The organism is Streptomyces sp. NBC_00876, assembly GCF_045207435.1.
GTDB lineage: Bacteria > Actinomycetota > Actinomycetes > Streptomycetales > Streptomycetaceae > Streptomyces.
In genome coordinates, this window is the sequence record NZ_CP108800.1 from 3,693,809 (window position 1) to 3,716,557 (window position 22,749).

At 66.6% G+C, this 22,749-nt stretch carries 16 protein-coding genes; 13 read left to right on the forward strand and 3 right to left on the reverse strand.

Going from position 1 to position 22,749, the window contains the following annotated elements:
- The first annotated feature begins 389 nt into the window (after positions 1 to 389).
- The 8 genes from OG782_RS16205 to OG782_RS16240 all read left to right on the forward strand — a co-directional run bounded on the left by OG782_RS16205 (position 390) and on the right by OG782_RS16240 (position 10,576).
- Positions 390 to 1,235, forward strand: coding sequence for a hypothetical protein (locus tag OG782_RS16205; RefSeq protein WP_406451547.1), 846 nt, complete (start codon positions 390 to 392; stop codon positions 1,233 to 1,235).
- A gap of 229 nt (positions 1,236 to 1,464) precedes the next feature.
- Positions 1,465 to 2,736 carry a conjugal transfer protein gene (locus OG782_RS16210; protein ID WP_406451549.1) on the forward strand — a complete coding sequence of 424 codons (1,272 nt, stop codon included), beginning with the start codon at positions 1,465 to 1,467 and terminating at the stop codon, positions 2,734 to 2,736.
- A 37-nt stretch (positions 2,737 to 2,773) separates the two neighbouring features.
- A complete protein-coding gene (locus OG782_RS16215) occupies positions 2,774 to 3,115 on the forward strand; it encodes a hypothetical protein (protein ID WP_406451551.1) in 342 nt (113 codons plus the stop codon).
- Positions 3,112 to 3,684: a TcpE family conjugal transfer membrane protein gene (locus tag OG782_RS16220; protein ID WP_406451553.1), complete on the forward strand. Its 573-nt coding sequence runs from the start codon at positions 3,112 to 3,114 to the stop codon at positions 3,682 to 3,684. Before OG782_RS16215 ends, OG782_RS16220 begins: the two co-directional genes overlap by 4 nt.
- Before the next feature lie 34 nt (positions 3,685 to 3,718).
- Positions 3,719 to 6,331, forward strand: a complete 2,613-nt coding sequence (locus OG782_RS16225) for an ATP-binding protein (protein WP_406451555.1) — start codon at positions 3,719 to 3,721, stop codon at positions 6,329 to 6,331.
- Positions 6,328 to 8,736, forward strand: a complete 2,409-nt coding sequence (locus OG782_RS16230; RefSeq protein ID WP_406451557.1) for a hypothetical protein — start codon at positions 6,328 to 6,330, stop codon at positions 8,734 to 8,736. The genes OG782_RS16225 and OG782_RS16230 overlap by 4 nt, the downstream gene beginning before the upstream one ends.
- Positions 8,733 to 9,923 carry an NlpC/P60 family protein gene (locus OG782_RS16235; RefSeq protein ID WP_406451559.1) on the forward strand — a complete coding sequence of 397 codons (1,191 nt, stop codon included), beginning with the start codon at positions 8,733 to 8,735 and terminating at the stop codon, positions 9,921 to 9,923. The genes OG782_RS16230 and OG782_RS16235 overlap by 4 nt, the downstream gene beginning before the upstream one ends.
- Complete coding sequence (locus OG782_RS16240; RefSeq protein WP_406451561.1) at positions 9,920 to 10,576, forward strand: hypothetical protein; 657 nt, start codon at positions 9,920 to 9,922, stop codon at positions 10,574 to 10,576. The genes OG782_RS16235 and OG782_RS16240 overlap by 4 nt, the downstream gene beginning before the upstream one ends.
- 92 nt (positions 10,577 to 10,668) lie before the next feature.
- On the opposite strand, the gene OG782_RS16245 is transcribed toward OG782_RS16240, so the two are convergent.
- Positions 10,669 to 11,796, reverse strand: a complete 1,128-nt coding sequence (locus OG782_RS16245; RefSeq protein WP_406451563.1) for a hypothetical protein — start codon at positions 11,794 to 11,796, stop codon at positions 10,669 to 10,671.
- A 347-nt stretch (positions 11,797 to 12,143) separates the two neighbouring features.
- On the opposite strand from OG782_RS16245, the gene OG782_RS16250 reads away from it, so the two are divergent.
- Both OG782_RS16250 and valS read left to right on the forward strand, forming a co-directional pair.
- A complete protein-coding gene (locus tag OG782_RS16250) occupies positions 12,144 to 12,866 on the forward strand; it encodes a methyltransferase domain-containing protein (RefSeq protein ID WP_406451565.1) in 723 nt (240 codons plus the stop codon).
- A 365-nt stretch (positions 12,867 to 13,231) separates the two neighbouring features.
- Complete coding sequence (valS, locus tag OG782_RS16255) at positions 13,232 to 15,805, forward strand: valine--tRNA ligase (RefSeq protein WP_406451567.1); 2,574 nt, start codon at positions 13,232 to 13,234, stop codon at positions 15,803 to 15,805.
- 1,287 nt (positions 15,806 to 17,092) lie between these two features.
- Here valS and OG782_RS16260 read toward each other — a convergent pair.
- Positions 17,093 to 17,494 carry a hypothetical protein gene (locus tag OG782_RS16260; RefSeq protein WP_406451569.1) on the reverse strand — a complete coding sequence of 134 codons (402 nt, stop codon included), beginning with the start codon at positions 17,492 to 17,494 and terminating at the stop codon, positions 17,093 to 17,095.
- Positions 17,495 to 17,659: 165 nt separating this feature from the next.
- Positions 17,660 to 18,886, reverse strand: a complete 1,227-nt coding sequence (locus OG782_RS16265) for a helix-turn-helix domain-containing protein (RefSeq protein ID WP_406451571.1) — start codon at positions 18,884 to 18,886, stop codon at positions 17,660 to 17,662.
- 934 nt (positions 18,887 to 19,820) lie between these two features.
- On the opposite strand from OG782_RS16265, the gene OG782_RS16270 reads away from it, so the two are divergent.
- From OG782_RS16270 to OG782_RS16280, 3 genes are read left to right on the forward strand one after another with little or no spacing between them, the layout of a single operon-like run.
- Positions 19,821 to 20,816, forward strand: coding sequence for a hypothetical protein (locus tag OG782_RS16270; RefSeq protein WP_406451573.1), 996 nt, complete (start codon positions 19,821 to 19,823; stop codon positions 20,814 to 20,816).
- On the forward strand, positions 20,798 to 21,523 hold the full coding sequence (locus OG782_RS16275) for a class I SAM-dependent methyltransferase (protein WP_406451575.1): 726 nt from the start codon (positions 20,798 to 20,800) through the stop codon (positions 21,521 to 21,523). The genes OG782_RS16270 and OG782_RS16275 overlap by 19 nt, the downstream gene beginning before the upstream one ends.
- Positions 21,524 to 21,543: 20 nt before the next feature.
- Positions 21,544 to 22,746, forward strand: a complete 1,203-nt coding sequence (locus OG782_RS16280) for a glycosyltransferase (protein WP_406451577.1) — start codon at positions 21,544 to 21,546, stop codon at positions 22,744 to 22,746.
- Positions 22,747 to 22,749 lie beyond the last annotated feature (3 nt).

Sequence of the window (22,749 nt, forward strand, 5' to 3'; positions counted from 1 at the left end):
CGCACTACTGCGCCGTTGTGTCACAACTATGTACTCCTGCAGTGACAAGACGTCCGGTCGGTGACCGGAGTTGATGCAGAATCTGATCACCTCAAGTTCCTCACGGGCCACTTGTTGCCCACCGTGACACAGCGGCGGCCGAAACCGCTCGGTGATTACGGAGCGCCGGACCACCGGCCCCGTCCGCGGCGGGCCGGCACCGGGGAAGAACGAGCCCTCCCTATATCCGCGTGACACCAAGCGAGTTGGCCGGTCAAGATCTGGTCCGGCCACGGACCGGGCCGGTGTTTCCCCTTGACCGCGGGGCTGCACGCGCTGGTCGAGGGGGCGGACAAGGGGTGACTGGAACCATCATCCGTGTTCCACAGCAAGACCAGGGGGGTCCATCCATGCACAGCAACGCCATGCGCATCCGCAGCGACGGCCTGATAGGCCGTCTCAACTCCGAGTGGTCACGCCTGAGTCAGGACAGGACACTGTCCTGCTTCGTGCGGGACTGGTACGACGACGAATCACCCACCTGCCCGCAGCGCGTGCTGGACACCCTGCGCGGATGCCGGACCGCGAGCGAACAGGACCGCATCCTGCTGCCCCTGCTGCGCGCCGCGGTCGCCGGCGGCGCGGGGGCGCAGCTCGCCGCACGCATGGTCGTACAGACGATGCTGCCGAAGGCGATCCGGATAGCCCGGAGCCAACTGCGTCCGGGCTACGACTGGGAGGAGACGATCTCGCTCACGGTCGGCGCCCTGTACGAGGTCATCCGCACGTATCCCGTCGCCCGGCGGGCGGAGCGCATCGCCGCCAATCTGTCGCTGGAGACCCTGCGCCTGACACGTCGCCTGATCGGTCCGGACGCGGTATCCGTACCCCTGGACGCCGACACGGTCGCCCGCCTCACGACTGTCGACACCGGCCCGGCATCACAGGCCGAACTGGCCCTGCTGCACGCGCAGGCGGCCAAGTACCGGCTGCTCGCCGAGGACGAGCCGGGTCCGGCAGCCGGGTGGGACGCAAGGGCGGAACTCGTCGAACTCCTGGTGTGGGCACTCGAGTCGGGCGTGCTCGACGTGGCGGAGGCCCGGCTGATCACCGGCTACTACCGGGACGGCTCCGCGGCCGATCCGGTCACCCCCCGCCGCTCGGAACGGTACGAGGCCCGCCAGCGCCAGCGCCGCAGCCGGGCGGTGCGCCGCCTGGCGGTCGCCGCTTCTGACAGGTTCGCAACAGCGAAGTGACGATTCAGTGACACAAGTCACCCAGTATTGGCCCGGGTTGAGCGTCACACCGGACCGGACGGACGCACCTCTCCCATGAGGAACCCAGTTTCGCGCCCACCATTCCAGCCACCGAGAGGTCCCCGGAGGATCCCGTGACCGCCATCACCACCGCGTCCTTGGACGAGGACGGACGAAACGTCGTCGATCCCCGGCACCCGGTGCTGAGGACCGCTCAGGGAGACATGCGATGAAGCGCGGCCTCAAGCGCACCGACAAGAAGAAGCAGCCGGCCGAACAGGCCCCCGCGAAGCCGAGGGCCACCCGGACATCGCGCTACGACGCGCGGCCTCAGGAGATACCCGAGGCGGCCGACGACACCGGCCAGGACGAGATGGACGAAGCTGCCACCGGCTGGCAGCAGACGACCGTCAAGATGGCGGGTATCACCAAACTCATCACCTTCGGTGTCTGGGCACTGATCCTGGCCGGACCGGCGATCGGTGTCTTCGCGGTGGCGGTCGCCGGCTCCTCGAAGGCGGCCCCGCCCACGACGGCGAGCCAGACGCAAGGCCAGCCCTCGGCCACCGGTCCGGCGGGCTTCGCAGAGCTCTACCTGACGGCATATCTGGCGGCCGGCGAAGGGACGGAGGACGATCTCACCCCCTTCTACTCGGAGCCGGTGGCTCTTGCCAACGAGCCCGGTTCGCGTCATGCCACCAGCACGACCACAGTGGCGGCCGAACAGGTCAGCAAGGGCTACTGGGCCGTAACGGTCGCCGCCCGGATATCGGCGAAGAACAAGGCCGGCAAGACCATCGACCAGGGGCTCCACTACTTCAGGGTCGGCGTCCAGGTCTCCGGCAGTCCCGAGGCGGGCGGCACAGCCAAGCCCGCCACACCTGCCACACCCACCGGCACCGCCGGGAGCGCCAAGCCCACCGCCACGGCCGGGAGCCCCAAGCCCTCCGGCAGCGCGGGCACCGACAATCCGTCGGCGCTCTATGCCGCGACCTCGCTGCCGGCCGAAGTCAACGCACCGACCTCCGCGGCACACGGGGACCTCGCCTACGGCTCGGATCTGGGAGTCAACGAGAACGACCCGGTGGCCGACACGGTGAGCCGCTTCTTCGCGGCCTACCTGACCGGCCAGGGGGAACTGAACCGCTACGTCGCCCCCGGACTCGAGGTCGCGGCGATCGTTCCGGCTCCGTACAAGTCCACGCTCGTCACCGGCCTCCAGGACGACCAGGACAAGACCGACAGCAACGCCGAGGACACCACCGTTCCGGCGGACGGCACCAAGAGGCACGTACTGGTGTCCGTCAGCGCGACGACGGACGGACAGGACTACCTGCTCACCTACGCGCTCACCCTGAGCACCCGGGACGGGCGCTGGGAAGTCGCGGCTGTCGACACCGCGCCCGTGCTCGCCCCCGGACAGACCGGCCCGGTGGCCGACGGCACCTCGCCCACAACGAGCCCGTCCCCAGACGCCTCGGCGGATTCCGCCGAGGACTGAAAGACCGAACAGCTCATCACACGAGGGGATTCAGACAGTGAGCTATGCAAGTACCGACATGGTCCAACTGGCAGTCCAGGGCGACGTCTTCACCTGGATCGACGGAACACTCGGCGACGTCCAGGCACTCGCCACCACAGCCGCCGGGGTGATGGCCGTCGTGGCCACCGTCATGGCCTACGTGAAGACGAAGTCCTTTGCGGGCACGCTGACCGCGGCCATCCTGGGGGCCGTCGTGGTCTTCGCCGTGTCGAGCATCCCCGGCCTCAGCAAGATGGTGGACAGCGAGGTGCCCGAGGAGACCGCTGTCGGGTCCTACCAGCAGCTGGACCACACGGTGTTCCTGGACCAGCCTGTGTTCGAGGCTGATCTGCGGTGACTGGGCAGCCGGCCGGCGAGAAGGCGCTGATCGGGCGTTCCTATACCCGGGCACGTAAACACCCTCTCGTCGTCGGCAAGCTTCCCGGCGGCGGACGGCTCCCGGGCGGCCCGTACACGATCACCCAGATCGTGACCATGGTGGGTGTCTTCGTCCTGCTGTTGGGCCTCCGCGATCTCTGGGCGGTCTTCGGTCTCGGGAACGCCCTCGTCATGATCATCGTCCCCTGGGGACTCGCGTGGCTGATGCGGTACGCCCGGATGGACGGCCGCGACCCCGCGCGAGCACTGCTCGGGCTGATCACGTACGGCACCACCCCGCCGGGCGGCCGGCTGGCCGGCCGCCCGCAGCGGACGTTCAAGGCCAAGTTGGTCACCGGGCGGGTGACGATCCGGCTGCGTCCCGCAGCCCCGGACCCGTCACCCGCCCCCGAGGCCCGCCCGGTACGGCTCGTCACCACGACGGCCCGTACCGGGGGGCAACAGCCCGATTCGGCACCCGCCGAACAGGCCCCTGCCCGGCCCCGTACCCGCCTCCAGGAACTGCTCGACGAAGCAGAGCGGCAATGAACCGGCACTGAAAACGAAGGATGGATGAACTGCCATGCGTCTTCCCGTGCGCCACATCAGCGGCCATCTGATCTGGACAACCAACGCGACGGTGTGGGCTGTGTGGCGGGTCGACTCCGACAACTACAGCCACGCCTCCGCATCGGCCAAGCACGATCGGCTCAACGCACTTGAGTCGCTGTTCAAGTCGATCAAGGGCGAAGCCCTGCTGCTCAGCCTCTGCCCGCAGGTGGATGCCGCCAGCGTCGTCACCCGTATGACGGCGGGTATCGACCTGGACGCCTCGCCGGAGTACGTGGACCTGTCCCTTCGTGTTCTCGACGAACTGGAGGAAATGGAGCTTTCGGGACGGGTCGACTTCCTCTGCGTACCGATGAGGCACACCGACCTCAGACAGGGCGCCTTGTCCGTACTGTCGTCCGCCCAGTACGAGGTGATGAGCACCCTCGGGCTGCCCACCGCCCCCATCGGCAAGGCGGAGGAGGAGCGCCGGATCGAACAGGCCCGGCACCTCGCGGCCACCTGGCCGTCCGCCATCCGGCTCCGCCCCGCCACCGAGGGCGAGATCCTGTGGATCTACGGGCACTCCGCACGCCGGGGCTTGGCCGAACCCCTGCTTCCCGAGTACGACGAGCCCCGGGGCGTCATGGGCCGCGGGCGGGCCGTGGCGGCGTACTCGGAGGTGATCATCGACGAGGGTGGGCGCACCGACGGCATCGAGGAACGCCGCGGCGTACCCCTCAACCCGTTCCGGCACCGCTATGTGAAGTCGACGACCGAGTTCGGCGACAGTTACCAGGCGTTCTCCATCCTGGCCGAGATGCCGGATGCCTTCGCCTTCCCCGGCAGCGAATACCTGGCCGCCCTGGACGACTTCGGGTTCCCGGTCGACTGGGCGGTCCGGCTGCACATCGAGCCGGGTTCCAAGGCCGAGCCCAAGTCACGTCGGCAGGCCCGCGAACTGGCGCACCAGCGTGGGGAGTACGACGGCGAGACGGCCGGCGTCCCGGCCAGCCTGGACAAGGCCAGTGCCTCACTCAACGAATACCGCTCACGGCTCACCTCGTCCACCACCGAGGTGGAGATCCGGGCAAGCGTGGTCACCTGTGTCTGGGGCCAGAACCCGGAGGAGGCCGAGGAGAAGGCGGCCGCACTGATCAACCACTTCGGCGGCAACGACTACACGCTGGTACGTCCCATCGGCGAGCAGACCCCGCTCTTCCACAGCATGCTGCCCGGCACACCCACACCCCGGGTGATGAACGACTACGCCCAGTTCCTGCTGGCGAAGGACTTCGCCATGTCACTGCCCTTCTGCGGCCAGGCGCTCGGCGACGACGGCGGCTCGCTGTTCGGACTCCAGCTCAACGGCGGTGGAGCCCGCCCGGTCCTGGTCGACTTCAGTCTCGGCCCACGGATGAACGCCTCGGCATCGGCCGTGTTCATCGGAGAGCTGGGTTCCGGCAAGTCGGTGGCCATGAAGACGGCCATGTACTCGATCCTCACCACCGGCCGGCGCATCGGCCGGTCCCGCAGCCGCGGCCGGGCGCTGGCCATCGACCGTACGCCCCAGCAGGAATGGGCCCGGTTCGCCCGTGCCTGCCCGGGCGAGACCCAGGTCATCACCGTGGACGAGGAAGCCGAGGTTTCTCTCGACCCGCTGCGGGTCTTCAAGGGACCGCGCGCGGCCCGCTACACCGAATCCTTCCTCACCCCGCTGCTGGACATCGCCTCGATGAGCACCGAGGGCGTCACCCTCGCCGACGCCATCGACGCCACCCACAAGTCGGCCAACCCCAGCATGCGGCTGCTGCTGGACACCCTGACGGAACGCGCCCACACGGCCGACCCGCAGGATCCGGACGACCACAACGTGCGGGCCGCGGCGAGCGAACTGGCTCGCAAGCTCCGCTCCCTGGCCAAGAAGGACCTGGGCCGGGTGATCTTCGACCCCGAGCTGCCCATCGTGGAGATCACGGACGCCGACACGATCATCTTCTCCGCCGCCAACATCGGTCTGCCCAAGAAGACCGAGCTGGAGGGCCACCGGCTCTCCAGCCTCGAAGTGGAGAAGAAGTTCGGCTGGCGGCTCATGTACCTCGTGGCGGCACTGTGCCGGGAGATCGCCTTCGCCGACCCCGAGGAGTTCGTCGGGGTGTTCCTCGACGAGTGCTGGTGGCTGACCTCGTCGGCCGAGGGCACGGAGCTCCTGCTGGAGATCATCAACGACGGCCGTAAGCACGGCTGTGGCGCCTTCGCCGGCTCCCACGACCCGTACGACGTCGGTCCCGCCAACTCCGAGTACGGCGAGAAGATCCGCGGCCTGGTCTCGCACCGCTTCCTCTTCCGCCACCGCAACAAGCAACTGGCGGCCCGGGGACTGGAGTTCCTCGGGCTGGACGGCACCGACCCGGAACTGCTCAAGCTGGTGACCGAGAACCTGTCACCGATCAACGTCTCCGAGGACGAACGGCTGCTGCGCTCCGGTGAATGCCTCTACTACGACCTGAAGAAGCGGATCGGCGGCATGAAGGTGCTCATCCCGGCGGACGAGTATGCCGCGGATGCCATCCACACGACGCCGGGCCGCGCCACCCTCGACGAGCCGGCCGAGGCCATGGAAGCGGCGGAGGCGACGAGCATATGACCGCACTCACGGGGGTGATCCGGCAGCCGCGCGTCTGGTTGCGCCTGCTGATCCTGATCGGCGTACCGATCGTGGTCACGCTGTTCCTCACGCACGGCGCGTGGGCGGAACCCACGGCGGACCCCTGCCATCCGAACGACGCGATTCCGGTACTCACGTGCACCCCGCCGCGGACCACGGACCCCGGCAAGGTGCTCGGCATCTTCGACATCGTGGACAGGAACGGCGTCCCGATCAGCGCCTACGGTCTCAACGTCGACCAGGGCGGCACGTTCGACGTGATCAGCAAGATCATCGCCTTCCTGATCGGCATCGGCTTCAGTGTCATCAGGACCGTGATCGGTTTCGCCTGCTGGCTGGTCGACTGGGCCCTGGACTTCGGCCTGGCCAAGGATCTCCTCACCCCGGTCTCCGACATCGCCGCCACCATCAAGGAACGGATGATCGACAGCCTGGGGCTGAAGGTCCTGTTCCTGACGATCGTCGTGGTCTGGGCCGGCTACCTCATTCTGTTCAAGCAGCGGTCCAAGGGCTGGATGGAGATCTGCACATCCCTTGTCATCGCCTCCATCGCCAGTGTGACCCTGCTCCACCCGGGCAAGGTGCTGATCGGCAACGCCGACGACACCGGCGTACTCGGGGTGACCAAGCAGATCTCGCTCGCCATCGCCGACGTGGTTCTCGACGACAGGTGCGCGAAGGACCGGCAGAAGGAAAAGGCGAAGACCGATACCGGCGACACGCAACCGACCACCTGTTCCGGCCAGGAGAACAAGGACGACCCGGCGAGGGGCGTGAGCCGCCCGATCACCGACGGGCTGGTCGACGCCTTCATCCAGCGTCCGATCTGGGTGCTCTACACCGGCAAGGCCATCACCGGGGAATGCAGCGCGGCCTACGGCCAGGCCACGCTCACCCGCTACAACTTCAACCGGCTCGTGCTGCCGCAGATGATGAAGAAGGAGAACGACCGACCCTGGTACGACAAGCTCGGCAAGGCGTTCAGCAACGTCTTCTCCCATGACGGGCTGAAGCACAGCCTCCTGCTCGCCACCGGCAACCCCTGGGCCATCTACACCGTGGTCGATGACGCGCAGCAACAGGCGGTCAAGGACTTCAAGGACAAGGCGACGCATTCCGACGCCTGGCAGAAGTACGTCGCGCCCGCGGACAAGCAGGTCATCGCCAAGTGCGACGGCGACAACAAGACCATGGATGAGCAGCAGATCTCCGCGTCGCTGGACAACCTGCTCAGCGTCTGGTTCATCGCCCTTGCCGCGATCATCGTCGTGGGGCTGGTGGTGGCGGTCTCGAGCACCTTCCTGGTCTCGCAGGTCTGGATGGCGGTTGAGGTCATCCGGGCGCAGCCGGCCCTGATCGCGGGCATCCTGCCGGGCGGCGGCCGGACCCTGATGTGGAACTGGGTCTCCGGGGTCGTCCGCGTCATCTTGGCCATCTTCCTCTCGGTGATGTTCCTGGCCTTCTTCCTGGTCATGGTCATCGCGGTGCTGGACGCCAAAACCGGCAACGTCATGACGGTCAAGTTCCTCACCATCGACTTCCTGGCTCTGGCCTTCCTGATGTTCCGGAAGAAGGTCACGGCAGCTGCCAAGACCGTCGCGTCCAACTTCGGTCAGAAAATGGCCAGCAAGACGGGCGGGGGCGGCGAGGGCAGCACCTTCCGGGGGGCCACCAAGGGCGGCACTTCGGGTCTGGATCAGCTCAAGGAGGACGGCGCCACCCTGAGCAAGGTCGGCGGCAAGGCACGTGACCTCTGGCGCGGCAAGCCGCCCGCCGGCGGCGGTGCAGGCGGCGGTGGCGGCGGCGCACGCGGTGGCGGTGCAGGCGGCGGCGGTGCACGCGGTGGTGGCAAGCAGAAGAAGGGGCTCAAGCAACGCGTCCAGGGCGCGGTCAAGCTCGGCACCACGGTGGCAGCGGCCGTAGGGTCCGGCGGCACGTCCGCCGGTCTGCAGGCCTCGGCGAAGGCGGCGTTGAAGGCCCGGCTCAAGAACGCCGCGAAGAAGCGCGTGGAGAACGGCCGCAAGGCCGCGATGCAGCGCATGCAGAACAGCCGTGCCGGGCGGGCCACGCTCGCCACGGCTCGCACCGGACGCCACATCGCCAAGGAAGCCCCCACCATCCGCAGCCGGTTCAAGAACGCCGTCGCCACCGAGAAGCGGAATCTCGCGGCGGCGAGCACCCGAACGCCCCGCACGGACAGCCGGACACGTGACGCCCAGCGGGATTCCTCCCTGCGGATGCGCAAGACAAAAAGTAAGCACCACAGCGAGGCACAGAAGCTGAACGGCGTGATCAACGGAAGGCGGAACCAGCACCAGAACCTCCGCCGCTCCGCCGATCACCGAAACCTTCGCAGGAGGGATGGTGGAGGTAACAGCGGGTGACCAAAGCCACCGAGTCCGAGCCGATGAGCGGTGCCAAGAAGGCCTTCATCGTCCTGGCGATATGCACGGTCCTTCCCTGGATCTTCCTCTTCATCGCCATGTTCGTAGCAGCGGGCTTGCTGCCCCATGGAGATTCGAAAGGCGGGGACAAGGTGCCGTCCCAGGTCAGCTGCGTCAAAGTGGCCGGCATCCCCGCACCCACCTGCGAGGCGTACCTGGCGGCGGAGGCGAAGATCAAGGAGATCCGCCCCAAGTGCACGCACCTGCGGTGGACCCTGCTGGCCGGCATCGGAAAGATCGAGTCCCACCACGGCACGTTCAACGGCCGCAAGGTCGTCGACAAGCGCGGCTCCACGTACGGCAACGTGGAGCCGCCGGTCATCGGCCCCGTCCTGGACGGCAGTAACGGCACCGAACGCATCACCGACACCGACAACGGCACGTACGACAACGACACCACATACGACCGGGCCGTCGGGCCCACCCAGTTCCTCCCCCAGACCTGGAAGAGCGTGCCCGCAGCGGACGGCGACGACGACGGTGACACCGACCCGCAGAACGTCTTCGACTCGGCGCTGACCACGGCGGCGTACCTCTGCGGAAAGGGTGACGCCGACTTCACCAACACAACGACGGAGCACGATGCCATCTACCGCTACAACCACTCCGAGAAGTACGTCTCCGACGTACTGAACGCCAAGGCCGAGTACGACGCCTTGGGAGACATCTCCGAACCGGTCGACGCGACCGGGAAGGCCAAGATCATCATCGACGCGGCCCGGTCGTACAAGGGAACGCCCTACTCCTGGGGCGGCGGAGACGCGAACGGGCCCTCGTACGGCATTTGTTGCTCTCCCGGCGGATACAGCGGGAGGTACACAAAGGGATTCGACTGCTCAGGCCTGACCGAGTACGCGTACGCACGAGCGGGCATCATGATCACCAGCACTGCGCAGTCTCAGCACGACAGCGGAAAACTCCGGATCACCAGTTCCAGAAACCTGGCCGGCGCGGAACCGGGGGACCTGCTCTTCTTCTCGGACAATCCGGGCAGCGGTCAAGGACTCTTCCATGTATCCATCTATCTGGGGAAGAACAGACAGATCGAGGCGCCGAGAACCGGTGACGTCGTCAAGGAGTCCGACGTCCGCATGAGCTCACTGGACAGCATTGGACATCTGAAATGACCGACGGGACGGAACGCTCGGGCATCATCATGCTCGCCATGTCCGCGGTCCTCTCGGTGATCGGAGTCGCGCTGCTCTGGCCCGACCTGAGCGGCGGGTCCGCCCCCGCGGCCGGCCCGCCGGCGGCATCGGCGACCCCGGTCCGCACAACGGCTTCCGCCACCGCCACGCCATCCCACACGGCCAAGCCGAAGCCGCCCCCCACTCCGTCCCCGACAACCGCCGCACCGTCACCATCACCGTCAGCGTCCGCATCGCCCGACGGTGACGCGCTCGCCGGGGAGGTGAGCGACTCCGCCCTGCAGCGCGCCCTGGAGCAGAGCCGGCAGGCGAACATCCCCCCTGCCCTCGAGAAGCGGCTCGTGGCCATCGGGGGAAAGGTCCTGCTCGCCGACGTCACCGGCGTGGACCGCAAGGCCTTCCCGGAGTACTTCAAGGGCCAGTCGGCCACCAACCGCTGGCGCGACAGCCGCATCCGGGCAGGCGTGGCCGAACGCTACGACGACCGGTCCGACGCAGCCGTGATCCACCTCGTGTGGGCAGGCACGAGCCCGGACGGGGACCGGGACGACCGACAGCCGGCAACCGTCCTGCTGGTGAGGGATGCGGTGGGCGCCTGGGCACCGGAGTCGCTCGCGGACGCAGAGGACTGAGAGGACTGAGGTGAAGCGGGGACAGCCGTTACCGGTGGCCTCGCTTCACCTCGCACGGATTTCAGGGTTTGCCTGCGGATTCCAGGGGTGGCCTACTGAGAAAACCGGCCGACGGCACGACGGTAGGTGCTCATCCCCACCAGCAAGGGCTTCTGGGGCGAGTGCGGCGCCCGCCGGCCGACGCCCTTCGCGTCCGTCCCCGCCGGTTCACCGGCCCCTCTCCTGCCGACCAGCACCGTGGCCGGGTGGCCGTTCACCAGGATCTCGTGCGCTGCGTCGATCGCGAAGGAGACGCCTTCCAGGCTCTCCCGAAAGATCTGAGAACTCCTTCGAGCGCAGAGCAGTACGAATCTCCCCGTCTCCGGATTCAGAACCCGATTGAAGGAATCGGAGACAGCACTCACAAATTCCGGGTACGGCATGGGAACTTCTTCGTGCTCACCCCACGGGGGATCCGTGACGATGACATCCACGGCCCCGTCGGGAATCGAAGGCAGCTTCAGGGCGTCCTCCGAGAGCAGACGCACTCGCCGGTCATCGATCATCTCGCCCGGAAAGCCATCCCGATGAGAATTCAGATCCGCGTCGGAATAGATGATCTCGCGCGCAGGCGCTTCCAGGCGTGCGGTCACGAACGAACCGCTCCCCGCGAAGGGATCGAGGTAGACGTCCTGAGGGCTGGGGCCCGAAGCCATGACGAACATGGACGACAGTTCGTAGGAGACGGCCCCACGAGCCTTCTTGGGGCGCGCCACCTTGGGGAGCCGGGCACAGAACAGCACCTCGCCCATGTCGAGGCGACCGATGACCCAGTACTCCTGGCACATACCTCGCGCCTCGACCCGGCCACCGGTGCTCGCCGAGACGAGCCTCTCCAGCCCCTGCTTCGCCGCCGGGTCGACCGAAGACAGCTCGCCGTCGATGTGGGCCATCACGCGAAACCCGCGGGGAGAGTCGGGAATGACGGGGAACCGCTGCCCCTTCAGGACCTGGGTGAGATCCCGAACACTGTCGTCGATCCTCCCCCTGTCCGCCTCCGCGATGACAATGAAGGCATTTTTGGCAAAAGGAATCGACGATACTCGTGCGGCATCTGACGTCGACTCGAAAATCATTGCACTATCATCCTGATAGTGAATGCTGAAATCATCGACATAACGCGAAAGAGAATCAACAATAAGCTCACTGATACCCGCAGGGTATTGAATGAAATAGCGCACGGAATTAGTGTAGCATTTCGACACCCTGCGATCCTGAAGTCGGACGACGTACCGCATCATCCGCACCCGGGCCGGTCCAGGCGCCGCCAGAAGGTGTCAGCCGACGCACACGAGGCCGACCGGCCGGCCTTGCCGCCACCCGCACGCTCCGGCGCCGGGCACCCTGCCGACGGCCTCCAGCCGAGACCGCGGTCCCGGTTGGAACTGACAGCCAGGACCAATAATCCTGAGCCGGGGAATACCGCAGGACCTTAAGATACGCCGATCTGACGCATACATGACTGCGTATCACGCGAAATGGAGAGGCTTGCGTGCCCACACCTAATGAGACGCTGCATGACCGGTTCATGGATCTCGCCGACCTTCCGGCACAGGGCCGGGTCGTCGACCTGGGCTGCGGCACCGGCCCCGCCCTGGCCGCATTCGCGGCGCGTTTTCCACAGGCGCACCTCACGGGGTTCGACAAGTCACAGGAGGCTCTCGAAACAGCGCGCGAACGGCTGCGGGCCCATCCTGCAGCCGTGGAGCTGACATCGGTCGATCTGCGCGAGAAGCTGCCACTCCCGGACGGCAGCGTCGACGCGGTCATCTCGTCCAACCTTCTCGAGTGTCTGCCCGACCCCGCGCAGCTCCTGAACGAGGTGTGGCGCGTGCTGCGGCCGGGGGGTCGCGCCGTACTCTCGCATTCCGATTTCGACGCGCTCGTCATCTCGGGCGCCCCCGTCGGCCTGGACCGCAAGGTCGGCCACGCCTTCGCCGATGACTCGCCCCCGTGGATGGACAGCTCGGACGGGAGGATCGGGCGCAAGCTGCCCGGCCTGGTCCAGGCGTCATCGCTTGCCCGGACGCATGTGGAGACCCTGGTGACCTCCTCAACGGAACTCTCCGGCCATGCCGCTCGCCGGGTGGGCGATATCCATGGGGCACTGCGGTCGACCGCGATGCGAGGAAACGGCTCGGTGGGGCTGGAGGAGATCGACGAGTGGTATTCAGCGCTTCAACAGGCCGCAGACGCCGGGCTCTTCTTCTTCGCCGAAACGGCAGTGGTTGTTGCAGCTCACCGCATCTGAGGAGAGGTTCGCGCTCGACGTGGACGGACGGGACTCGCGCCCCGGCAGGACAACCGGATGGACAACCGGGTGGACATCGATTCCGGGGCTGGGCTGAGCGCGCGCCAGGGGCGGAACAGGGACGTGCCGCCGCTGCGTCAGTGAACGTCGGGGACGCCCTGCCGGGCTGTTCCGGGCGCCGCTCTGCCGGTGATCTTCCGGGAAAGCAGGGCAGGGGCTTGCGCCCGGGGCCCCTACACTAGGCATGGGGTCGAGTCTGGACTCATCGGTATCGCTGAGGATCCGTACCGAAGTCGCCGCCGTCGGCGGGTTTCGCCGTTCGGCCGATCTCAAAATGCAGGACTGACTGGGAAGGGTGTGTCGGTGTGACGCGCTATGGGTCTCCGCTTCCGGAGAAGCCCTCGCTCGACGAGCTGGAATCGAAGTGGTCGCAGTTCTGGAGCGAGGCCGACGTATACCGCTTCAGCCGGCCGGGCAGTCGTGACGCCGTATTCTCGATCGACACTCCGCCGCCCACGGTCAGCGGTTCCCTGCACGTGGGGCATGTCTTCAGCTACACCCACACCGATATCGTCGCCCGTTTTCAGCGAATGCGCGGCAAGCACGTCTTCTACCCCATGGGCTGGGACGACAACGGTCTGCCGACCGAGCGCCGCGTGCAGAACTACTACGGGGTGCGCTGCGAGCCCTCGCTGCCGTACGACCCGGACTTCGTGGCGCCCACGCCCATCGCCGAGCGGACGGGCAAGGACAAGAAGGCCCCCGCGGTCAGCATCTCGCGGCAGAACTTCGTCGAACTGTGCGAGAAGCTCACCACCGAGGACGAGCTCGTCTTCGAGGAGCTCTGGCGCAAGCTGGGGCTCTCGGTCGACTGGTCGATGACGTACACGACCATCGGCAAGGAGGCCCAGCGGGTCTCGCAGGCGGCGTTCCTGAACCTGCTCCGGCGCGGTGACGCGTACCAGTCCGAGGCGCCCACGATGTGGGACGTGTCGTTCCAGACGGCGGTCGCCAACGCCGAAGTGATCGAGAAGGATGCCTCGGGGGCGTACCACCGGGTGGCGTTCAAGCACGGGTCCGAGGACGTCTTCATCGAGACGACCCGGCCCGAGCTACTGCCGGCCTGCGTGGCGCTGGTCGCGCATCCCGACGACGAGCGGTACCAGCCGCTCTTCGGCAGTGAGGTCGTCTCGCCGCTGTTCGGTGTCCGGGTCCCGGTGGTCGCCCACCGTGCCGCCGACCCCGAGAAGGGCAGCGGCATCGCGATGATCTGCACCTTCGGCGACATGACCGACGTGATGTGGTGGCGCGAGTTCCAGCTTCCGACCCGTACGGTCATCGGCCGCAACGGCCGGCTGCTCGCGCTGGACTTCGAGACCCTGCCGAGCGAGGACGCCGCGCGGGCGCAGGCGATCTACGACACGGTCGTGGGCAAGACGGTGCACAGCGCCCGGGAGATCCTCGTCGGGGAGCTGCGGGCCGACGGCAGTCTGGTCGACGACCCCCGTCCGACGACGCGTGCGGTCAAGTTCTTCGAGAAGGGCGACAAGCCCCTGGAGATCGTCAGCAGCCGGCAGTGGTTCATCCGGACCGTCGAGCACCGCGACGAACTCCTCGCCCGTGGCAATGAGATCCAGTGGCACCCGGCACACATGCAGTCCCGCTACAACGACTGGGTCCAGGGCCTCAACATCGACTGGCTGATCAGCCGGCAGCGCTTCTTCGGGGTGCCGTTCCCGCTCTGGTACGCACTGGACGAGGAGGGCCAGCCGGACTACCGCGAGCCGCTCGTCCCCGACGCGTCGATGCTTCCTGTCGACCCTTCCAGCGACTGTCCGGCCGGCTTCACGGAGGACCAGCGGGGGAAGCCCAACGGCTTCATGGGCGAGCCGGATGTCATGGACACCTGGGCGACCTCATCGCTGAGCCCCCAGCTGGCCTCCGGTTGGCTCTCCGACCCTGAGCTGTTCGCGCAGGTCTTCCCGATGGACCTTCGCCCCCAGGCGCACGACATCATCCGCACGTGGCTGTTCACGACCGTGGTCCGGTCCCACCTGGAGGCCGGCACCACCCCGTGGAAGCACGCCGCGCTCTCCGGCTGGATCCTCGACCCGGACCGCAAGAAGATGTCCAAGTCGCAGGGGAACGTGGTCACGCCCGGGCATCTGCTGGACGAGTACGGCGCGGACGCGGTCCGCTACTGGGCGGCGAGCGGCCGTCCGGGGACCGACACCGCCTTCGACCCGCAGCAGATGAAGATCGGCCGTCGGCTCGCGGTGAAGCTGCTCAACGCGAGCAAGTTCGTGCTCTCGCTGCCTGCCCCGGCTGCCGGAGCGCAGACCACGGATCCGCTGGACAAGGCGTTGCTGGCGAAGCTGGCCGGGACCGTGCGTGAGGCGACGGCCTCGCTCGAGGGATTCGACTACACCTCGGCGCTGGACGGCATCGAGCGTTTCTTCTGGTTCTTCTGCGACAACTACGTCGAGCTGGTCAAGGAGCGGGCGTACGGCAAGGTCAGCGAGGAGGGCGCGGAGTCGGCCAGGGCCACGCTGCGCACCGCGCTCGACATCGTGACCCGGATGTTCGCGCCCGTGCTCCCCTACACCACGGAGGAGACCTGGTCGTGGACCCACGACTCCACGGTGCACCTGGCCCCGTGGCCGACGCTCGAGGAGTTCTCGACGGGTGCCGACGGTGGCCGGCCGGAGCTGGCCGACGTCGCCGCTTCGGCGATCGCCGTCGTCCGCAAGGCCAAGTCCACCGCGAAGCTGTCGATGCGCGCGGAAGTCGCCCGGGTCGTGTTCCAGGCGCCCGCCGACGTGCTGGAGAGCATCGCGCTGCTGGGCTCGGACATCAAGGCGGCCGGCAACGTGTCCGAGCTTGAACTCCGGGCCTCCGACGACGCCGCCGAGCTGACGGTCGAGGTGGAGCTGCCGTAAGAAGCCGTACCGGCGGCACGGGAGGGCGCTACGCGTCCCGATCACTGGTGATCTCGTTATGCGTGGATCACCCGCCGGATCCCGGTGGCAGCTCGTGAACAACCCCAGAGTCACTACTCGTGACCTGGGGTTTTTCACGTCCTGCTCGCCGCCGGGTCCGGCCGGGGAGTGTCCCGTAGGGTCTCGCCCCATGCAGAGGCTGGTCCTTTTCGATCTCGACAACACCCTCCTCGACCGTCGGCGGGCGCTCACAGAATGGGCGGCTGACTTCTGCCGGATCCGTGGCCTGGGCGCAGAAGCAGAAGGGCACCTCGTGCATATTCGCGATCGCGCGCCCGCGACGCAGTAGGCGTTTGCGCCTACCGAAGTTCGCTTGCATTGACCAGTCCCGCCTCGGCGTGTTCGATCACGAGGCAGGTTCCGGCAGTTGTTCCCTCCCGGGGCACGCTCTCCTCCGGGTCTTCCAGGGACACCTCAACCTGACGGCCCGACAGACGATCGCTTCACGACCGTGCATCAGCATGCGCGCAGGCTTGGGCCTCGCTCATTTACTGCTCGTAGTAGGCACCGCGGGTGGCTCGGCTGCACTCTTCGCGCTTCTCGTCGTCGACACTGTGACGTGGCCAGACAAGGTCGGGCAGGAACAGGGACTCATCTCGGTGAGAGCAACGGACATCCCTGCTACGTTTGAGGGACGGTGGGAGGACTCGTGTGCGGTTACGGACCTGCTGTGACGAGCGGGCTGAGTGCTGGGAAACCCGCCCGCCACAGCAGGAGTTGTATGTGGCCGTTCTGCACCTGAGCGTGCTCTGCTGCAGAACGGCCGGAATGACAAGGCCGTACGGGAGTTGGGTGCCGGGTGCGCCCAGGGCCTTGCCCCACCACCTTCCCCCGTCATTCAAACTTCGGGTGATCGAGGTCATCCGCTGCGGGGCAGTCTCACAACGCGTGGTCTACCACCATCGTGAAACGGCCCGGCCGGGATCAGTCCGGTATCCCTGTTCTACTGACGCGGTTCTCACCGCTTCACCCAGAGTCGCTCCGTCGCCCTAAAGGCTGTCGCATGGCAGGAAGCACAGGCATATACGGGGAACGACAGGTGATGGCGCAGGAGTTGCACGCCTTCCCCTACAGCCGGTCGCCGGGGACATCTGCATCGAGTTCGAGAGCGACCAGCGACGACGCGGACACGGCGACTCCGTCACGTCATCGTGGTGGTCGGATTCGGCCATAACGCTCCTCGCCTGTGTCACACGGACATGCGGCTCAGCACGAGGAACGACGCAGTTACGGACAAGAGTCCGGTTCGGCGGCAGCGCCCTGCTGTTCCCTGCGCGCCATGGCGAGAGCGCGCCGCAGAGTGTCGGGCTGCGCCAAGGTGTGGGGCTGGGCGGGGACGTTGTACCAGTGCAGGCCCGGCGGGAACATCCGGTCGGCCGAAGGCACGACGACGTGACACGTACGCCCGAGGGCGACAGTGCCGGGTTCGTCCCAGCCCACGCTCGCGCCGGAGACGGTCAAGAAGTACAGGCGTGGCTCTAGTCCATCGGAGTCGAGAATCACCGGGCCAACGGGGTGGCTGGCCTCAATGAGGAGTTCGATGGCCCGACGGCCAATGGCTTCGGGCGCACGGATGGCGTCCCACCACTGGCCGGCAGGGAACAGATCGGACTCATCGCCGATGGGCATCCATCGGGGTGGCCGAGCTGCAGCGCCCGGCCTGGCGTCGGACAACATGGGAATGGTCTCCTCACAACTGGTTGCGAAGAGACCATTCCACTCCGCAAGCGCCGTGATCGCACAGACTGTCCGCAGACATTCTCCGCAAGCGCCTTGACAGAACGCCAGTATGCGCTAGAGGCCAGCCCAACTCCCGAACGACGAGAGCTCGTTGGACGGATGAGAGTCCATTCGGAGCAAGGCTCCGATCGTCTCCCGTACCGACGGGTGGAACCGCGTGTGATTGGGTGCGATCTTCCGTGCCTTCTGGAGGTCGCCGAACGCTCCCGCCCGGTCCCCCACAACGAGCTTGGCCGAAGCGACGTCGATGTAGTGATGGCTGGCCCGTTCCCCGACAGTCGCGGCAGGTGGAGCCCACTCCCCACCGGACGGAGCCCATTCCACGAGTCGGGCGAGCGCCTGCTCCGTGTCGCCCATGTCGATCAACGCGTGGGCATTGTGGATGCGGATGTTCGTCGGCCCGAACGACATCTCGTACGCGTGTGAGTCACGATTGCCCCCCAGCCTCGCGATTTCTTCCGCTTCCCGCAGGTACCCGTCCGTGCCGTCCGGGTTGTTGTCCCGCGACTCCGCCACGGCCAGCTTCAGCACCAGCGCTCCGTCGACCGCCAGCGCTTCAGCGGTGTACGAACGCTCCGGCTGGAGCCGCTCCAGTTCCGTCCGCAGCGCCAGCAGTTTCCGGCGAGCGGACGCGTACGCGCCTTGACGCAGCATCGCGCCAGCAACCAGGTATCCGGCAGTTACCTGCATCAGTGGGTCACCCGACCGGTCGGCGGCCCACCGAACCCGCTCCAGCGCGGTACTGGACAGATCGTGGTGCCCCATCTTGTGCGCCAACGAGTTCACCGCTCGGTAAGCCCTGACCAAGTGCCAGTACGCCTGCCTCTGCTCCCTGTCCTGCGCGCCGAGGGCAACGTGCGTCAGTTCCGCGATGATCGATGGCAACAGCGGGCCCATTGGCGCGTACCTTGCGTCACGCCGGAGCGCCGAGACCTGGTCGACTTCCGACGCGAGCACCGGGAGGCCCCGCGGGGCGATCTCCAACTCATCCGGAGAGTCGTAGCACAACAGCAAACGGCGCAGCTCAGGGATAACCGCGTGCACCCCGTCCTCGGCCTCCGGCTCTCCGTAGTACGGCTGACCGGTCAGCACCTCCGGCCCGAAATGCAGAGCGTTCGCGAGAGCCAGCACCAGTGATGGCGCCGCCTTCCGCGCCCCGGACTCCAGCTTCTGGACATAGCTCGGTGAGATCGCGACTTTGGTTGCGAGCTGGGCAGCGGACAGCTTCCGTGTTCTGCGCGCTATACGGAGCCGGTCACCCAGCGTGAGATTGTCAGTCATCGACTGTTCGTTCCCTTCGCGACAGAGCACTCACGATCAGAGTACGGACGTTGTCCAGCCCGCCCAGCTGGTCTCCAACTGTTATCGCAACCGGCGATATCTGGGAGCGTCCCCGTCACGCGGAGCACTCACCGGCCCGCCTGACAGCGATTACCGGACGGGCCTCCTGCGCAACACGGAGAATCGGCGACCACCCTCATGTCGAGTGCCGCTTTGACCTCCGGAGGCAGCACCACTGCCTTGACGCCACGGAGAACGCCCCCGACATCGACGCTGCGCCGAGGCGCGGCACCGTTCGATCTATCTCCGGACGTTGGAGTACGACCTCTAGCACACAGATCCGGTTCGTCAAGCGCTGCGGCAGGAGATACCTACGGACAGCTTGTCCGCTCACGGTGATCACAGAGTGGAATGGTCGCTGCACACACATTCGCATGGAGGCATTCCTATGGAGTCCGGTGCGGGGTTACCCGTCCAAGCACGGCCGCACCACTCAATCAAGGGCTTTCCGGCCACTGGGCTTCTGCGGTCCCTCCCGAAGAAGCCATGCCATACGTCATTGGAGCACGACGTAGATCACTTTCATTTGGTGAAGGCGGGCGGGAAGGCCTGGGTGGGTAGCCAAACCTCCAACCTCATTGACGGGAAGCCGACATGCGCGCCTCGCTCTACCGAGGACTGTCCGGCGCAAGGGAACGCACCTGCCGAGACGAATGCCGCGCCGGTAACGCGGCATCGCACTACTCGGGAGGGCTATTGGGCTGTTATCGCATCAGGAAGGTGTTGTTTGGTGGGGGTTAATGGCGATATACGGCTGCCGCTCAGGCGTCCAGCCAACGGGTCCGACTGCCAATCACCGCCACCATCCGTCCGAGAGGTGCTGTACCGCGTCAGTCTCGGGCTTCCCATCGCCTCGGGGACGGTTGGACGCGCGATGCTCGACCTCGTGGCTCTGCCCGACCACGCGGCGCGGGACAACCTGTTGACCGCCGTGCTGACAGGTCTCATGGCTCGCGGTCCAGCTGAAAGTGATGTCGTCGAGGTTCTGCGTGCGGCCCTCTCACTCGACGAGGTGGAGACTGCCGATCTCCCCTCACCTTCGGGATCACGCCTGTTGCTCCTCGCGGGAAGCGGTAAGAAGGGGATCAAGTCCTTCAACGTCTCGACATCGAGCGCGATCGTAGCCGCCGCAGCCGGCGCCTCCGTGGTCAAGATGGGTTCACGAGCCACATCCTCCGTCATGGGTTCAAGGGACCTCGCGGAAAGCCTCGGCTTACCGCACAGCCGTACCCGCTCAAGCATCATTACGGCGGTCGAGCGTTCACGCTTGGCGTTCGTCCCGATCGAGGACATGATCCCCGTCCTGGACCAGGTGTACGGGGGCCGATTCCACGTCCTCAACCCACTCAGCTTCGGCCTGGCCGCCCTTGCGGCACGACTTCGCGGTGGGGTCCTGGTCTTCGGCCTCGCGCACCCGAAGGTCGACTTGGCAGCCCGCGTGCTTGGTCGTCTCGGGGTCTCGGAAGCACTCGTCGTGGCTTCGGGCAACACCGCCGGCTACTTCGCCGACGAGTTCGGGCTGGGGGATCGTTCCCTCACCTGCCGTCTGGCGAACGGCACAGTCGGCGCAGTCCACACGTTCGAGGCAGATGACCTGAAAGACCTGGGGTTGAGTTCGCCGAACTCCATCCACCCGCCAAGATCAGCGACAGAGGCGGTGCAGTGGGTGCTTGACGCCCTCGCTGGGGAGGGGAACCCAGCGCATGTACATCTGATCGCCTTGAACAGCGCCGTGATGCTGATGGCAGCGGGGCTCGCCGGGGACTTGGTGGATGGCTACAGCCAGGCGAAGGCAGCGATCAACAGCGGGCGAGCGTGGGCGAAAGTCGAAGCACTCAGGGAGGAAGCGCTGTGCCAACAAACGATATAGCCGCTGGCAACGCGGTCGAGCCAGGGCTCGATCCCGACCTTTACTTCCTTCCGTACGGCTATGAACAGCGGGGTAAGCCCGAGTACTTCATTGACGACGAACAGGACGGTGTCGTCTGGCAGCCGGACGTCTACCCATTCGCCGCCCAGGTGGCACTGGCCAACGATTGCGACGTGGTCATCGACCTCGGCTGCGGACGTGGTGGCAAGCTGGTCACCCTGCAAGCCGCACATCCCGATTGGATGTACATCGGCGTCGACATCGGCCCCAACATCGCCTGGTGTCAGCAGAATCTGCCGTTCGGGCAGTGGGTCGAAGCGGACTTGGAGACGTGCCGCACACTTCCACTACCTGTCGAAGTGCTTCGCCGGACTGTCCTGGTCTGTTCGGACGTGCTTGAGCATCTTGTCCATCCCGAGGTTGCAATGGACCTCATCGGATCGCTCCTCCACGGTGGTGCGCGAGCGGCAGTGCTGTCGACTCCGGCACGCGAGCTTCGGGCCGGCCCTGCGGACCCGGGCCCTCCCCGCAACACCTCCCATGTCCGGGAGTGGGCCAGTCAGGAGTTCTGTGCGTTCGTTCGGGCGCGAGGGCTGGAGATCGCCGACTTCTCGCTCACCCGTAGCGATGACGCCGGGGGAGGCAGGACCACCCAGTTGGCACTCATCAAGAGCAGGGTGGAGCCGGGGAAGGGCGCCGCGCGATGAGGCTGCCGCATCGTCCCCGCGTGTTGTGGATACCGTACGCGCAGCGAGGCAGCCTCTATCCGATCGTTCCGGCAGTACAGGCCCTGGGAGACCTGGGTACGGACACGATGCTTCTGGGCCTGCCGAGCCTGAAGCCTCTCGCTGACACGCTTGGCACGCGCTTCATGGCCTATGAGTCCAGCATCACCTATGACTGGTCCCGCGCCGAGGGACGGGATCAGCACGGTCTGGGCCCTGCCGGCGGTACCAACTGGTTCCATCACCGGGTGGCCTCCGAGTACGCCGAGATCGAACGGGCCACACGGCTGTTCCGGCCCGACGTCCTACTGGTTGACTCCTTCGTCATCGGTGCCGGCCTTGCCGCTGAGCATCTCGGCGTCCCCTGGGCCTCCTACGTGCACTATCTGTTCGACGAAGGTGCCGAGACCGATGCGATGCACCGCGTCTGGTGGGAGAAGACCAGCGTCCCAGAGTTCGATGCGTACTCCTCCTGGTGGGACGGAATCCGGGAGGCAGTCGGTCTCGGCCCTGAACCGCGGGATCGGCAAGAGGCACCGTGGTTCCGGATGTCTCCACAGTGCACCTTTCTCCTCGGCCATCCGCACCTTCGCCGGGGCACTCGCCCACTGCCGCACTTCGTCACCCGAACCTCGCTGCCCCCGTGGGACGAGGCCGGGCCGGCTTCTTCTCCAGCCGCCGGCGCGGGTGCGGCTTCCCGAGGGCGTTCCCGTGTCCTGGTGGCCAACAGCAGCGCCTGGCAAGAAGATGTCGACCTCGTACGCGCGTCCCTGGAGGGGCTCGCGGAAACGGACACGGAAATCTTGGTGACCATCTCGGCAGACCACGCTCTCGGCGTCGAGACTCCGCGCAATGCCACGGTGCTGGGCTACTACCCGCACGCCGATTTGCTGCCGTCGGTTGACGCGGTTGTCACGACCTCCGGGTACGGGATCGCCAGCAAGGCGTTGTGGTTCGGCAAGCCGCTGATCACCGTACCTCGTGCCCGCGACCAGCACTATGTGGCGGCAGCCGCACAGGAGGCCGGGTGTGGAGTCGCCGTCGCATGGCCACCCAGGCCGGAAGCTGTCGCTACGGCCGTCGATACCGTGCTGTCTTCCTCTGCCCTCAAGGAGCACGCTCACCGCTTGTCCGGCCCGATGCCCGGTTTCCCGACGGCGAGTGATGTCGCTGCTGGGGTCCTTTCCCTCGCCCGGAGGACGTGATGG

What these genes read in the sequence shown, in the direction of transcription:
- OG782_RS16205 (WP_406451547.1), top strand. Translation starts at nt 390, where the DNA reads ATGCACAGCAACGCCATGCGCATCCGCAGCGACGGCCTGATAGGCCGT.
- OG782_RS16210 (WP_406451549.1), top strand. Translation starts at nt 1,465, where the DNA reads ATGAAGCGCGGCCTCAAGCGCACCGACAAGAAGAAGCAGCCGGCCGAA.
- OG782_RS16225 (WP_406451555.1), top strand. Translation starts at nt 3,719, where the DNA reads ATGCGTCTTCCCGTGCGCCACATCAGCGGCCATCTGATCTGGACAACC.
- OG782_RS16230 (WP_406451557.1), top strand. Translation starts at nt 6,328, where the DNA reads ATGACCGCACTCACGGGGGTGATCCGGCAGCCGCGCGTCTGGTTGCGC.
- OG782_RS16240 (WP_406451561.1), top strand. Translation starts at nt 9,920, where the DNA reads ATGACCGACGGGACGGAACGCTCGGGCATCATCATGCTCGCCATGTCC.
- OG782_RS16250 (WP_406451565.1), top strand. Translation starts at nt 12,144, where the DNA reads ATGGATCTCGCCGACCTTCCGGCACAGGGCCGGGTCGTCGACCTGGGC.
- OG782_RS16260 (WP_406451569.1), bottom strand. Translation starts at nt 17,494, where the DNA reads ATGCCCATCGGCGATGAGTCCGATCTGTTCCCTGCCGGCCAGTGGTGG.
- OG782_RS16265 (WP_406451571.1), bottom strand. Translation starts at nt 18,886, where the DNA reads ATGACTGACAATCTCACGCTGGGTGACCGGCTCCGTATAGCGCGCAGA.
- OG782_RS16270 (WP_406451573.1), top strand. Translation starts at nt 19,821, where the DNA reads ATGCTCGACCTCGTGGCTCTGCCCGACCACGCGGCGCGGGACAACCTG.